12 protein-coding genes, 2 pseudogenes and 1 other annotated feature are annotated in these 14,288 nt (G+C 38.0%); of the genes and pseudogenes, 13 read left to right on the plus strand and 1 reads right to left on the minus strand.

Annotation, left to right across the window (positions count from 1 at the left end; all coding sequences use genetic code 11):
• The first annotated feature begins 122 nt into the window (after positions 1-122).
• The 7 genes and pseudogenes from TY13_RS09855 to TY13_RS19805 all read left to right on the plus strand — a co-directional run bounded on the left by TY13_RS09855 (position 123) and on the right by TY13_RS19805 (position 5,764).
• Positions 123-506 (plus strand): hypothetical protein, encoded by a 384-nt coding sequence (locus TY13_RS09855; protein ID WP_042475000.1) that lies wholly within the window; start codon positions 123-125, stop codon positions 504-506.
• 389 nt (positions 507-895) lie between these two features.
• Positions 896-2,131: a hypothetical protein gene (locus TY13_RS09860; RefSeq protein WP_195891685.1), complete on the plus strand. Its 1,236-nt coding sequence runs from the start codon at positions 896-898 to the stop codon at positions 2,129-2,131.
• Between the two features lie 10 nt (positions 2,132-2,141).
• Complete coding sequence (locus TY13_RS09865; RefSeq protein WP_230199420.1) at positions 2,142-3,017, plus strand: ATP-binding cassette domain-containing protein; 876 nt, start codon at positions 2,142-2,144, stop codon at positions 3,015-3,017.
• Positions 2,989-3,690 (plus strand): hypothetical protein, encoded by a 702-nt coding sequence (locus TY13_RS09870; protein ID WP_042475006.1) that lies wholly within the window; start codon positions 2,989-2,991, stop codon positions 3,688-3,690. The genes TY13_RS09865 and TY13_RS09870 overlap by 29 nt, the downstream gene beginning before the upstream one ends.
• Before the next feature lie 59 nt (positions 3,691-3,749).
• A pseudogene (locus TY13_RS21030) lies at positions 3,750-3,890 on the plus strand (aspartate aminotransferase family protein); the annotation flags it as partial.
• Positions 3,891-3,904: 14 nt separating this feature from the next.
• Complete coding sequence (locus TY13_RS09875) at positions 3,905-4,705, plus strand: alpha/beta fold hydrolase (protein ID WP_042475009.1); 801 nt, start codon at positions 3,905-3,907, stop codon at positions 4,703-4,705.
• Positions 4,706-4,990: 285 nt separating this feature from the next.
• Complete coding sequence (locus TY13_RS19805) at positions 4,991-5,764, plus strand: hypothetical protein (protein ID WP_052344291.1); 774 nt, start codon at positions 4,991-4,993, stop codon at positions 5,762-5,764.
• Here the strand turns inward: TY13_RS19805 and TY13_RS09885 are convergent.
• Positions 5,747-5,941, minus strand: coding sequence for a hypothetical protein (locus TY13_RS09885; RefSeq protein ID WP_042475011.1), 195 nt, complete (start codon positions 5,939-5,941; stop codon positions 5,747-5,749). The two genes, TY13_RS19805 and TY13_RS09885, sit on opposite strands and share 18 nt — an antisense overlap.
• 115 nt (positions 5,942-6,056) lie before the next feature.
• Positions 6,057-6,296 (plus strand) — a binding site (T-box leader).
• 199 nt (positions 6,297-6,495) lie between these two features.
• On the opposite strand from TY13_RS09885, the gene TY13_RS09890 reads away from it, so the two are divergent.
• From TY13_RS09890 to radC, 6 genes and pseudogenes are all read left to right on the plus strand, one after another.
• Positions 6,496-9,141, plus strand: coding sequence for a valine--tRNA ligase (locus TY13_RS09890; RefSeq protein ID WP_042475013.1), 2,646 nt, complete (start codon positions 6,496-6,498; stop codon positions 9,139-9,141).
• 154 nt (positions 9,142-9,295) lie between these two features.
• The gene (locus TY13_RS09895; RefSeq protein ID WP_042475016.1) at positions 9,296-10,558 is read left to right on the plus strand and encodes a bifunctional folylpolyglutamate synthase/dihydrofolate synthase; all 1,263 of its coding nucleotides are present in this window, start codon (positions 9,296-9,298) and stop codon (positions 10,556-10,558) included.
• On the plus strand, positions 10,555-11,790 hold the full coding sequence (locus TY13_RS09900; RefSeq protein ID WP_042475017.1) for a bifunctional folylpolyglutamate synthase/dihydrofolate synthase: 1,236 nt from the start codon (positions 10,555-10,557) through the stop codon (positions 11,788-11,790). Before TY13_RS09895 ends, TY13_RS09900 begins: the two co-directional genes overlap by 4 nt.
• A 101-nt stretch (positions 11,791-11,891) precedes the next feature.
• Positions 11,892-12,479 carry a hypothetical protein gene (locus TY13_RS09905; RefSeq protein WP_052344292.1) on the plus strand — a complete coding sequence of 196 codons (588 nt, stop codon included), beginning with the start codon at positions 11,892-11,894 and terminating at the stop codon, positions 12,477-12,479.
• A 97-nt stretch (positions 12,480-12,576) separates the two neighbouring features.
• Positions 12,577-13,164 (plus strand): Maf family protein, encoded by a 588-nt coding sequence (locus TY13_RS09910; RefSeq protein ID WP_042475020.1) that lies wholly within the window; start codon positions 12,577-12,579, stop codon positions 13,162-13,164.
• A 23-nt stretch (positions 13,165-13,187) separates the two neighbouring features.
• Positions 13,188-13,739 (plus strand): annotated as a pseudogene (gene radC, locus TY13_RS09915) (RadC family protein); the annotation flags it as partial.
• Positions 13,740-14,288: the final 549 nt, after the last annotated feature.

The following is a 14,288-nucleotide window of genomic DNA, read 5'->3' on the forward strand; positions in this document are numbered from 1 at the left end:
GGAATATTGGCGGGTATCGTCGGTTTGAAAGGATAATTTTTACTGTTACTATAAGTATAACCCATGGGATACACTATTTGTTACAGTGCTGTAGTAAATATAATCGAAGGAGGAATCATAGTATGAAATTCGGAAAAAAATTGATAACAGTTGGATTTTCTGCACTGGTTTTATTGGCATCCACTAATGCGTTTGCAGGTACAATTTCATCTCGTACGCTCGCAGGTACAAATACGGAGACGCCACATACTGTATTGGGGGCAGGCTGGCATGTCTTAAAAGCTACTGCAGTAACAGGGAGTGGTACTGAAACTGCAAAGCAAATTATACCGCTACTGCCAGATAAAACAGTTGCGACTGTTTCTGTAAGTGCAGGAGGGGCAACAACAAACCAAGCAGGTTTTACAGCGATTGACAAAAATGCTGCTGGTGCAAACCAAAGCTATTATATCCATTGGGCAGGTAATACTGCTTCATCTAGCGCAACAGTCGAAATTTCACATTAGAAGATGTGTAGATTAATAGTCTGAATATGTAGTCAAAATCAATATGATTTTGACTACATTACTATTTATAGAGAAAGGGTTTATCATATATGCTACAATCTCTAAAATCCGAAAGTAAAGTTATTTTCTATTATTTCAAAGTAACATCAAAAAGTATTCTAACTTATATTGGTATTTTTTTATTCACACTTCTTACCTTTATGCGTAGTTCAGTGGTAGGAGAATCGATTTTTACTTTTATAGATTACAATTATGTAGCTTTTATTTTTTGCAATCTTTTTTTCTCTGTATCTGCTACTCAACTTATGCAAAAACAACTAGAATCAACGTTGTTTTTAGAACGTAACCTTTGGCAACATGTCAAACGGCTCTATCTCACGTATTTCTTAATGATTACAGTATTATGTAGTTTTGTTATCATTTTTATTTTATTTTTTAACAATCCATCTACAAATTATGCATTTACACTATTGGGAATTATTCATTTTATTGTTATTTTTTATAGTTCTAATTTAGTCGGAGTATCGATTGGGATTTGTGCAGGCTATTTTATTAAAAATGAATTATCAACGATACTGACGCTTCTTATATTAGGATTATTTACTGCGATTCCACGCATAGTTGCTGGGAAAAATGATACACTGACAGCTTTGTTCAGTTTATACGATGACCACCAGTTTATTATGACCAACACTTTAGTAGGTATATTAGTAAATACATCCTATTTAATGGATAAATTATTTCTTATCCTTTTAATTATTACAGTCGCATTGATTGTTCGCTTTGCAACTTATCCAAAAGAGAAATGGCTTTATAGTGGGTTATTATTAGTCGTTATCAGTTCACAACTATTGATATTAACGAATTATTCGATTCCTAAATTTCATTATAATTATCCAACAACATTGGAGCAAAACTATCAAATCATTGAACATAATATGAATTTAACATTATCTAACAAACTAAAAAATCAAAGCACAATTTCTCTTATACCTTTGGAGAAAACAGATACGATTTCTTTATTATTAGATGATACGTTTGATGTACAACAAGTGCGAATAAATGAGCAAACGGTTTCGTATCAGCGTAGCAATCATGTAGTAACCATTGCATATCCTTTTCAAGCGCAACAGCAGGTCGAAGTAACCATTCAGTACGAGGGAACTGTGTATATAGCTAACAATATTAATTTTGATACGTTTTATGTAAGTCCTTTAGCCATTAATTTACCAGGCGATAGTTTTAAATGGTATCCAGAAGCACCTGCTCATACACCTATAAATTTCAATATAAAAATAGGGAGTTCGGCAACTATTTATAGTAATCTTACACAGACACAAAACTTCCAATTTCAAGGACGCGCGTATTCTGCACACTTATTTGCTGGGCAATACAAAATAGAAGAAGTAGACGGGATTCGCTATATGCTACCGATTAACTATCAACTTTCGACAATTGAATCATACTTGCAGACCATACTTGATTCACCTACTGTATCCGAGGAAATCAAGAAAGTTATTACAGATAAAACCTATCAACAGTTAATTGTTGGTATTTGGCCTTTAGAAGATGGTTCAGATTCGATTAAAATGGAAGGGGATACACTGCTACTAAACTTTATTTAAAAGGGGTTTGATGATTTTGAATAACCAACTCATTGTTGAAAATATCCAATATAATTATGCAAAGAAAAATATACTTCAGGATGTTTCGTTTACTTGTTCAAATGGTATTATTGCACTACTTGGTAACAATGGTGCGGGCAAATCGACCATTATGAAAATCATAGCAGGTATGATGAAACCAGCAAAAGGGAAAGTGCTATTAAACAATCAATCAATTTTAACTAGTCAAAATTACCCCATTCATAAAATTGGTTATTTGCCACAGGATTTTGATATTTATGGAAATGTGAGTGGCTATGATTTTCTTTCCTATGTATACGATATTAAAAAATTAAAACAACCAAGTAAAAAGCAAGTGTTGGATGAACTAATTGCAAAGTTTAATTTAGAGGAAGTAATTTATAAAAAATTCTCATCCTATTCAGGTGGCTATAAAAGACGATTAGGTATAGCCCAAGCAGTGCTTGGCGAGCCGAAGCTGATTATTATTGACGAGCCTTCTGTTGGACTTGACCCTATACAAAGGATTGAATTTAGAAGTTATTTAGCCGAAATTAGCCGTACTGCTATTACGTTAATTTCTACACATATAATAGAAGACGTTGAGTTATATAGTGATGAAATACTTATTTTACGTGAGCAACATATTCAATTTCAAGGAAGTGTGGAGCAGTTGATTCAGCTGAGTACGCCACATATTTATAGTGCAAATGTCCAAGTAGATGAACTAATTGCGTTTAAAAAGAAGGTTAGAACCATTGAGGAAAAGCGCATTTCGGATACGTTGATTAAAGTAAAATTCATCAACAATCAAGGTGAGACATTTGGAAATAAAGAGAAGGAGATTTCTTTAGAAAATGCTTATGTTTACTTCCAAAATAAATGAATCCTTTATTCAATTTTATGATACGAAAAAACGTCTATTAAAAATAATGGGAGCTATTTTCGTAATTTATTTCCTACATGCATTCTTTATGCCCGCACTGCCTAATTATTTCGAATATTTACATGAAAAATATTCGCTTGCTGGTATTGATAATATTTATGAATACACTTTACCAGTCATCAGCATGTTGCTCATGTTCTTTGCCTTTGTCTCTGATTATACGAAAAAAAAATATGAGTTGTTGACATTTTATAATGCTTCTTCTTTTAATTCGATAATGCTATTCAGGTGGTTGTATATTGCTATTCCTATGAATGTGATTATTGTTGTTACAGCTCCCTTTTACTACCGTTCTATTGCTTTTTTAGATGTGCAGAGCCTTTATTTGAGCATACGCTTTATTCCAAATGTTCTATTTGTTACAGCGCTTTTTTTGCTTTGTATGACAATGACTAAAAATGGCTATGCTGCTTTAGTGGTTACATCAACCTATCTATTGCTAGATATTTTATCATCAGCCCGCATTTTTAAAATAGTTTCACTTGGTGCAAACTCCTATAACTACTATTATAGTATTTCACCTACTTATTATCTGATTAATCGTCTTCTGCTCGTTGTTTTAAGTCTTTTATTTATTTATGTTGCATGTAAAAAATCCTCGAAAGTTAGATAGTAAACGGGCAGTAGGAGAAGTTAGTCTTTGCAAGAACACTTTGAATTGTAATATAATAATTCAAATCAATGGCGGAGGAAGGGATTTTCCTACCACCATCCCAATTTGAAGGTATGTTTATTTCAACAGCTCACATGGAGGAGCATATTGCAAAAACCGTGGATGCATTCCATAATGTATTTGCGAAGTTGGCAAAATAACTGGAGAGGTCATCATGGACTTACAACATAAAACTTTTCATAATAAGGGCTGTGACATACACTATTGGCACAAGCTAGGTAGCTCAGCAGATTACGTTATTTTTTTACATGGTGCAGGTTGCGACCATCGAATGTTTGAGTCGCAGCTATCAATTTTCGATGATTCTTTCAATGTACTATTATGGGATGCGCGTGGTCATGGTTTGTCGAAGCTTCAGGACAATCAAAAATTTAGCTTCGAAGACATGGTTGACGATTTCTTTAAGCTTTGTGAAAAACAGCAAATTACGAATGCTATATTGATTGGGCAGTCGATGGGCGGGAATCTTGCTCAGGAAATTTTGTTTAGAGAGCCAAACCTTGTAGCCAAGCTTATTTTGATTGACTGTACACGCAATACCGGCAAACTAACCTTATCAGAAAAGCTAATGTTAAAGCTAAGTAAGCCCATCTTTTACTGTTATCCATGGCAGACACTTATCCGACAAAGTGCAGAGGCTTGTGGGAACGATGAGGCTGTCAAAGCATACGTAAGAAATTGCCTTGTGCAAATGAAAAAGAAAGATTTCATAGATGTGGTGATGTCTCTTATGACTTGTTTACGTGAAGATGAAGCATATCGCTTTCCAAAGCCTGTATTGTTACTTTGTGGAGAAGATGACCGTTCAGGGAATATTCGCAAAATCGTAGCTCCATGGGCTGACAGTGACGCTAACTGTACATTGTTGATGATTGAAAAAGCTGGACATAATGCTAATCAGGACAATCCAACTGCGGTGAACAAAGCAATTGCTAGTTTTTTAACAGCTCCTTAAATAAAGAATAAATAGAAGCTTAGATAAAAGGCTGCTCAGAAAATACAATATTTTCTGGGCAGTTTTGCTTCTAATAATAAATATGCGTTGGAAAGATTTTTTCTTGTGACAACTCGTTGCAGAAAACATTTGCTTCTCTGGTAGTCACAATAAACTGACACTCTTTCTCTTCTAACAGCATATCGTGAGGCTTTGCCAAATGCTAAAGTGCCTTTTTTACTCTGTTAAAATGATTCATTTTTCCCTTCATGAAAACATACAGTAAATGATAGAGGAGGGAGAGCAATGAAAACAATTACTTGGGATATGGCGGAGCAATTTACCTTTCCAGTTGGGCTGGGTGCCTTAGAAGATGTCGTGACGGCACGCGTTACACCGCAGTGGGAGCAAAGTGATGATGGGCAATCGATTCGACTGACAGGTATTTATCATGTAGCAGCCTCTGTTGCTTTTAATCCAGCACAATCTGTTTCGCAAGCACATGGAACATATATCGAGCATATAGATATTGAACAATCAACAGGTTATTTTGAGTATGCTTTACCGCTTGAAGTAGATTTACCAGCGGATAAAGTAACAGGTCCTGTTGAGCTAAAGGTACAAAACTTGAAGGCTGTGCATGATCAAGCGAGTTGCCAGTTAGTATGGCAAGTAACTTGTGCTTTTACTGACCAAGAGGAGCACAAAACTGTGACCACACAAGTAGTGAAAGAGGAGTTGGCAGAAGAAATAACAATACAAATTGAAGAATCTTTGCAACCAGTGGCAGCATCTGTACCTACTGTGCAAGAAGAAATTGCGGAGCATGATAATGAAACAGCAATACCCGTATATAAAGAAACAGAGAACTCTCTGGACTTACAAGTGGAAGCTGTTGCTCCTCCAGAGATGTCGATTTATAAAGAATCTACCAGTCATCTAATATCTGCTCACAACGAAGAGCTAGTACAGCAGCCCGAAGCCCAGCAAACGGATACGATATCGCTACAGGATGATTTTTTTGCTGAGCTAACGGAAACTTATAGTGTACTGAACGTTTATTCAAATAAAATCGGTTAATAATAAATAGGCGAGCAAACCTAAAAAAGCGAGTAAAAATAAATCACCTGTCGTTGGAACGATAATTGTGCGAACTCCTTGAAAAATAACGACTGGCAAAATAATCGTTCGACAATAGAAACGCGTTTTGCGTAACCATGGAGGTAATAAATAGGGATTGTAATTTTTCCTACGCATTTTAATCATCCTTTCACTTTATATTTGTTATTACTGATACTATGCTTTCGGTACAGAAAAGATTTGTTGCTTGAAATTCAGCACTAAATTATATACAATATGTTCAAGCTGAATATTTGATGCAATGAATAGGAAGAGTAAAATGACAACGTTTGTTTAGAGAGGGAGCGGTAGCTGAAAAGTTCCTACAATACGATCATTTGAATGTAGCCTAGGAGCAGTTTTTGTGAACGTATTTTTTATGCCTTAGCAAAAGCCGGTTAAACACCGTTATTCGAATTGAGAGCCGATCGCTTTTTGATCGGAATTAAAGGTGGTACCGCGAACAAAATATATGCACTCCTTCGTCCTTTTTATAGGCGAGAGGAGTGTTTTTTATTTTCATTTCGTAGGTATGTAAATAGCTGTGAAATGAAAATAAATTCTCAGATTTTTATAGGAGGTTTGCACGTAGCAGGTTAGTTAACCATCTGATGGTTCTAGATTACCTTCCGCTTGTGAGCCCCCAAAAAATCTTGATGGCAATAAATTTTCAACTTTAGGAGGAATGCAACATGACAGAACAGCTAACGATGTCAACAAAGTATGAGCCAAATGCGATTGAAGCAGGTCGCTACGAATGGTGGCTCAAAGGTAAATTTTTCGAGGCGCAGCCAGAGAGTGGGAAAGAGCCTTATTCGATTGTTATTCCACCGCCGAACGTAACAGGTAAATTACATTTAGGGCATGCATGGGATACGACTTTACAAGATATTATTATTCGTATGAAGCGTATGCAGGGCTATGATGCACTTTGGTTACCTGGTATGGACCACGCAGGAATTGCAACACAAGCGAAAGTAGAACAAAAACTGCGTGAAGAAGGCATTACGCGCTATGACTTAGGCCGTGAAAAATTCCTTGAAAAAACATGGGAATGGAAAGAAGAATATGCAGGCCATATTCGTGAGCAATGGGCTAAATTAGGTTTAGCTTTAGACTATTCACGTGAACGCTTTACTTTAGATAAAGGTTTGTCTGATGCAGTAAAAGAAGTATTCGTTCAATTATACGAAAAAGGTTTAATTTACCGCGGCGAGCGAATTATTAACTGGGACCCGGCGGCAAAAACAGCATTATCGGATATTGAAGTAATTTACAAAGATGTACAAGGTGCATTTTATCATATGAAATACCCATTAGCAGATGGTTCTGGACATGTAGAAGTAGCGACAACTCGCCCAGAAACAATGCTAGGCGACTCTGGTGTAGCAGTACACCCAGATGATGAACGCTACCAGCATTTAATTGGTAAAACAGTTATCTTACCAATCGTAGGACGTGAAATTCCAATTGTTGCAGATGATTATGTTGATAAAGATTTTGGTACTGGAGTTGTAAAAATGACACCAGCACATGATCCAAACGACTTTGAAGTTGGAAATCGCCACAATCTAGAACGTATTTTAGTAATGAATGAAGATGGCTCCATGAATGAGCTAGCTGGTAAATACCAAGGTATGGACCGCTTTGAATGCCGTAAGCAAATCGTAGCAGACTTGCAAGAGGCTGGCGTGCTATTTAAAATCGAAGAACATATGCACTCTGTAGGTCACTCTGAACGCTCAGGTGCAGTTGTAGAGCCATACTTATCAGCGCAATGGTTTGTAAAAATGCAGCCACTTGCAGATGCATCGTTAGAGCTACAAAAGGATGAAGCAGGAAAAGTAAATTTCGTACCATCACGCTTTGAAAACACATATTCTCGTTGGATGGAAAATATTCGTGACTGGTGTATTTCTCGTCAATTATGGTGGGGTCATCAAATCCCAGCATGGTACCATAACGAAACAGGTGAGATATATGTTGGTAAAGAAGCACCAGCAGATAGTGAAAACTGGACACAGGACGAAGACGTTTTAGATACTTGGTTCTCATCAGCTTTATGGCCGTTTTCTACGATGGGCTGGCCGGATGCGACAAATGAAGAATTTAAACGTTATTACCCAACAGGTACACTTGTAACAGGCTATGATATTATTTTCTTCTGGGTTTCTCGTATGATATTCCAAGGTCTTGAGTTTACAGGTGAGCGCCCGTTTAAAGATGTATTAATTCATGGCTTAGTACGTGATGCAGAAGGGCGTAAAATGTCAAAATCACTTGGTAACGGTGTTGATCCAATGGATGTTATCGACCAATACGGTGCAGACTCATTACGTTATTTCTTAGCAACAGGTTCATCACCTGGGCAGGATTTACGATATTCAACGGAAAAAGTAGAAGCGACTTGGAATTTTGCAAATAAAATTTGGAATGCTTCGCGCTTTGCATTAATGAACATGGAAGGCTTAACATATGATGAAATTGATTTAACAGGTAATTTATCAGTTGCAGATAAATGGATTTTATCTCGCTTAAATGACACGATTCTACGTGTAACGACATTGTCAGATAAATATGAGTTCGGTGAAGTAGGACGTGAACTGTACAACTTTATTTGGGATGACTTCTGTTCTTGGTATATTGAAATGGCAAAATTGCCACTTTACGGTGACGATGAGGCGGCGAAAAAGACAACTCGCTCAGTATTAGCACATGTATTAGATCAAACGATGCGTCTATTACATCCATTCATGCCATTTATTACAGAAGAGATTTGGCAGCATTTACCGCATAAAGGCGAATCGATTACAGTAGCGGCATGGCCAACTGTTAATCCGGCATTTAGCTTTGAACAAGATGAACAAAGCATGAAGCTTCTTATGGATATTATACGTTCAGTACGTAATATCCGTGCTGAGGTAAATACACCAATGAGCAAAAAAGTAGCGCTTTATGTATCCGCAAAAGATGCAGCAACAGCAGAAGTGCTTGAAGCAAATAAAGCGTATATCGAAAAATTCTGTAACCCAGAGCAGCTGATTATTGGTCAAAATGTGGATGTACCAGGTCAAACAATGTCAGCAGTTGTAACAGGTGCGGAAGTATTTTTACCATTAGCAGGCTTAATTAATGTAGATGAAGAAATTGCACGCCTAGAAAAAGAGCTAGAAAAATGGGCGAAGGAAGTTAAGCTAGTAACAGGTAAGCTGTCGAATGAAAAATTCGTATCGAAGGCCCCGGAAGCGCTTGTTCAAGCAGAGCGTGAAAAGTTAGCCGACTACGAAGAAAAGCATGCGACGGTTGAAAAACGTTTAGCGGAATTGAAAAATATGTAAAATTGAAGGGCGACTGATTCGGATTAGTCGCCCTTTTTCTGGAAACGTGGAATAAACCTTGAAAAACGTGGAATAAAACCGAATAATCGTGGAATAAACTTCGAAAAACATGGAATAAAACTACAAAACACAGAATAAAGATGAGGTGTTAACAATGTTTCAATCGATGCAGCAGTGCACAGATTTTATTTTTCAATTAAAGGCAAGCAGCTATAAAGGAGCACCTCTTGAATCTACGCAAAAGATTTTAGCGGAACTAGGACATCCAGAGCAAAAGACAAAATTTATTCATTTTGCTGGCTCTAATGGTAAAGGCTCAACATTAAATGCGACAAGAGAAATTTTAATGGAGCACGGATTAACGGTCGGTGCCTTCACTTCACCGCACTTAGAACGAGCAAACGAACGTATTACAATTAATCAGCAAGAAATCTCTGATGAGCAGTTTTTGGGTTATGCTAACGCAGTAGCACATGCTGTTCATGAACATTTGGACGGACAATTTCCAAGCTTTTTTGAAATTGTAACATTAATTGCGTTACAGCATTTTGCGCATGAGCAAATAGATATTGCGTTGCTTGAAACAGGTATTGGTGGGCGACTAGATTCGACAAATGTTATTACGCCAGAAGTAAGTGTTATTACGACAATATCGTTAGAGCATACGGATATGTTGGGGGATACATATGCGCTAATCGCAGCGGAAAAGGCGGGTATTATAAAAAAAGGGAAGCCTGTTGTTGTGGGAGTGGAAAATAAAGAGGCGCTAGAGGTTATCCGACAAGTAGCACAGCAGCAGGAAGCGCCTTTTTATCATTTGCATGAAGCATTTCATATTGAGCGCTTAGCAAACGGGGCATTTCACTACAAAGGAGATAGTACTATCTCCAATATTCAACCTGCGATGGAAGGGGCACATCAGCAAAATAACGCAGCACTTGCCATTAAAGCAAGTCAGCTTGTACTAGACGAGTTACAAGAGGACGCGGTGCGTAAGGCGTTACAGCGCGCAAAATGGCAAGGCCGCTTTGAACGCTTCGGTGAGCAGGTAATTTTAGATGGAGCACATAATTCTGAAGGAACGACAGCATTAATCCAAACTTTACAACAAGTAGAGCCAACAAAAAAATATCATTTCTTATATGCAGCATTGCAGGATAAAGATCATGGTGTCAGTATTCGAATGATGGAAAATGTTGCAACAGCTTTGTACTTTACAACAATCCCGATGCCACGTGCCGCTTCAGCTGAAATGCTCGCTGCACAGAGCAACCATCCAAATAAGTACATTGTTGAGGATTGGGCGCATTTTTTAGTTGAAAAACAGCTTGCGCAAGATGAATTGCTAATTGTGACAGGCTCCTTATACTTTATTGGTGAAGTGCGAACATTTTTAAAGACGCGAGGTGTGCAATGATTCCAAAGTTTGATGATTATAAATTGCGTTGGCACTTGCCAAGTGATGATGTTATTAAACCAGGGCTAGAACGTATTTTGCAGGCGCTTCATCAGCTAGGGCAGCCTCAAAAAGCATTGCAAGTCATGCATTTTGCAGGAACCAATGGTAAAGGCTCGACACTAACATTTGTAGAGCAAATAGCACGTGAACATGGTTTAACGGTTGGTAAATTTATGTCACCATGCATTGTTGATGTACATGATCAAATACAAATAAATGACCAGCCAATTACTGAAGTACAAATGGACAAGGTTTTTCAACAAATGGCTGCAGCACAATTGCATAATTTATTAACGGATTTTGAGTTGTTGACATGTGCAGCATTGCTACATTTTCATAATGAACAAGTAGATGTAGTGTTACTAGAAGCTGGTATGGGAGGGCGAGAGGATAGCACGAATGTTATAATGCCAATCGTTTCGGTAATTCCGAGCATCGCGCTTGAGCATACTAACTTTTTAGGGACGACCCTTGCGCAGATTGCCTCGCATAAAGCTGGCATTATTAAGCATAGTAAGCCTACTGTTGTTGGGCGTTTGCCACAAGAAGCATATGAAGTCGTAAAGGCAGAGGCAGAGTTACAAAACGCTCCACTTTTTACACTTGGCGAAGCTTTTGAAGTAGAAGGAACAACATACCGACATTTAGAACGGCAAATTGAAATTAGTCATTTAGAGCGGCGACTGCTCGGTATGCACCAGGGCGATAATATGGCAGTTGCTATTACCGCCTTCTTAGAAATGGCTTCTACGCTTTCAGTAATGATTGATATAGCTGCGATTCAACGCGGTATATATACAGCGCAGGTACCGGGACGCTTTGAGCAAGTATTACCGCATGTTTATTTGGATGGTGCGCATAATCCTGCAAGCATTGCCGCACTTGTGCAAACGATACAGCAGCAATTTCCAGATGAACGAGTGGAAATTATAATGGGTATGTTAGCTGATAAAGACGTTGCTAAAGCGATTCAGCTATTAGAGCCTGTTGCAAGTAATTTTATTTTTGTTGATTTCACGAATCCGCGTGCGATGAGAGCAGAACAGATGCTTGAAATGCCATCAACTGTTAATGGTACTATTATGACATTACAAGAAGTAGCGAATTATTTAAAACAAGATAATTCGACTAAAGTTGTGACAGGTTCCTTATATTTATTAAGTGAGCTAAGGAATGTTTGCTCGTTGTGAAATTTGTAGAAAAGTAGCGAAAACTTTTTTGGTGAGACTGACAAAAGTCTCGCCTTTTTTCATTGTAAATTTGCTACGGTACTTATAAGGTGGTGAAAAGCATGCGAAAAAATGAATGGATTCGAGCTGCGTTATTAGGTATCGCTTCAGGACTAATAGGTGTTGCTCTTTTTGTTGTGATGTTAAATTTTGTGAATAAAGAAGAAGAAAAAGAGAAAATAGAAAATATTTTACCAGTGCAACAGGAAGTGGTTGAAGAAATGGATGCTTCTTTTTATGCAAGCCAGCATGCGCTTTTTTCAAGCAAAGAGGGGGCGGAGCAGTTTATTGCTGCAAATCCGCTTTTGAATAAAGCGGCGATTATTGAGGTTGATGGTCAATTTTTCGTTTGGTCAGCACTATCGACAAATAAGCAAGTTGCAACATTGGTGCCATCTGCTTTTTCGAAGCAATTATCAATTGTTGCTGCGTGTACGGAACCAACTATACAAAAATTACCTGAAATTTTGATGGATGAAAAGTATCTAAAAAATTATTTTGAACAAGAACCAAAAGAGGGCGAAGTGCCAGCAGATTGGGGGCAGATACTCACAGCAGTATCAAGCCTTTCTGAAGATATCAACGTGATGCGTTTACACATTTTAACACATTATTATGGTGAAAATGATTGTTTGAAAATTAAGTTTTGAGCATCTATTTAGTAGCAAAACTCAAATTTGAGCATTTGCCGAAATTGTTCAAAAATGACTTTCTCCGCTATGATAGAAATAGTAGGAGGAGATTTGAATGAATATTATAACGCAAACAGAATTTGTACTTGCTTCAGCATCGCCAAGACGTAAGGAACTATTAGCCCAGCTTAACATTCCTTTTGAAGTCATTACGAGTAACGTAGAAGAAACGAGTGTACAAGCCCCATCAGTTGAACAATATGTACAGGAGGTTGCGCGTTTGAAAACGCGTGATGTTGCAACAAAATGTAGCGGGAAAACAGTTATAGGTGCTGATACAATCGTTGTTTTTCAAGATCGTTTACTACATAAGCCAAAGAGCCGCGCGGAAGCCATAGAGCATTTACAGGCGCTATCAAATAATCTCCATCGTGTATTGACGGCTATTGTTATTATTCAGCCCGATGGAGAAGAGACGGTTTTTGTGGAAGAAACGGTTGTTCAATTTAAACAACTCTCGTTGAAGCTTATTGAAGCATACGTTGATTCTGGTGATCCGTTTGATAAGGCGGGAGGCTACGGTATTCAAACAAATGGTGCTCTTTTTGTTGAGCGAATTGAAGGAGACTATAATAATGTAGTCGGATTTCCGTTAGCCTCGGTATTTGAACTGCTTATTCATCTACGACTACTGACAATTTAATGGAAAGGTTGTGAAGTTATACTATGTCTATGCTCCCTGAATTGAAAATTCGTGATGTACATGAAGCAGATCGCCCAAGAGAGCGCCTCATACGTCAAGGAGCACACAGTTTATCGAATCAAGAATTACTTGCCATTTTATTACGTACAGGTACAAAGGAAGCATCAGTACTCGCACTTGCTAATCGAGTACTGATGGATTTTGAAAAACTCCACGCATTAAAGCAAGCCACATTTGAAGAAATAACCTCGATTAAAGGAATTGGCGAAGCGAAGGCGGTACAATTGCTAGCAGCTATTGAGCTTGGCAGAAGACTTGCTCAAAAAGAAATGGATTCTCGTTATACAATACGCTCCCCCGAAGATGTAGCTTCATATTTAATGCCTGAAATGGCATCCTTAACTCAAGAAAACTTTGTTGCTCTTTTTCTGAACACCAAAAACCAAATTATTCACAAGCAAACGATTTTTATAGGTTCTCTCAACGCTTCAATAGTGCACCCAAGGGAGTTGTACCGCGAAGCAATAAAGCGTTCAGCAGCCTCTGTTATTTGCGCACATAACCATCCCTCAGGAGTGCGCCTGTAATGTGCGTAAACTTAGTGTTTTCTAAGGAAAACTAGAACTTCTCACAACGTTCTATGGTCAGCGTCTTACCTTGAGAGGAAACTCATAGAGGGAACATAGCATGACGTGAAAAGGGGGAGAGACGACAAAACTATCAGAGTCGAGTCAGTCCTTCAGACCAAGTGGTGTATGGTAAAAGCTATACTGCCTGAATCCTAGACAGATGAGCGATGGGTGCGCCGTTACCTACGATAGTTAATAGGTAATGAGGATAAAATGGTAGACACATTTCCAGAGTGTCTGTTAGAAATAGCCACTTTCTTGTCCATAGTGAGATTTATCCTTCAATTCTTAGTAAAAGGAAAATGTCAAAAGGGGTACCTAACCACCACGTATCTAAGTTTATGTGTAATGCAGGGATTACCTAAGTGTGAATGCCCCTGTGGCTATAACGTGTAGACGTTTGAAAATCACATATGGTAACGGAGTCTTCATAGTACCCAACGTTTGCTTGTAATGAGTTTAGCATGGGAAAGGAAGACAGGTTGTTTTAACGTT

It is taken from the genome of Bacillus ndiopicus (assembly GCF_000612805.1).
In the GTDB taxonomy this organism is placed as follows: domain Bacteria; phylum Bacillota; class Bacilli; order Bacillales_A; family Planococcaceae; genus Metasolibacillus; species Metasolibacillus ndiopicus.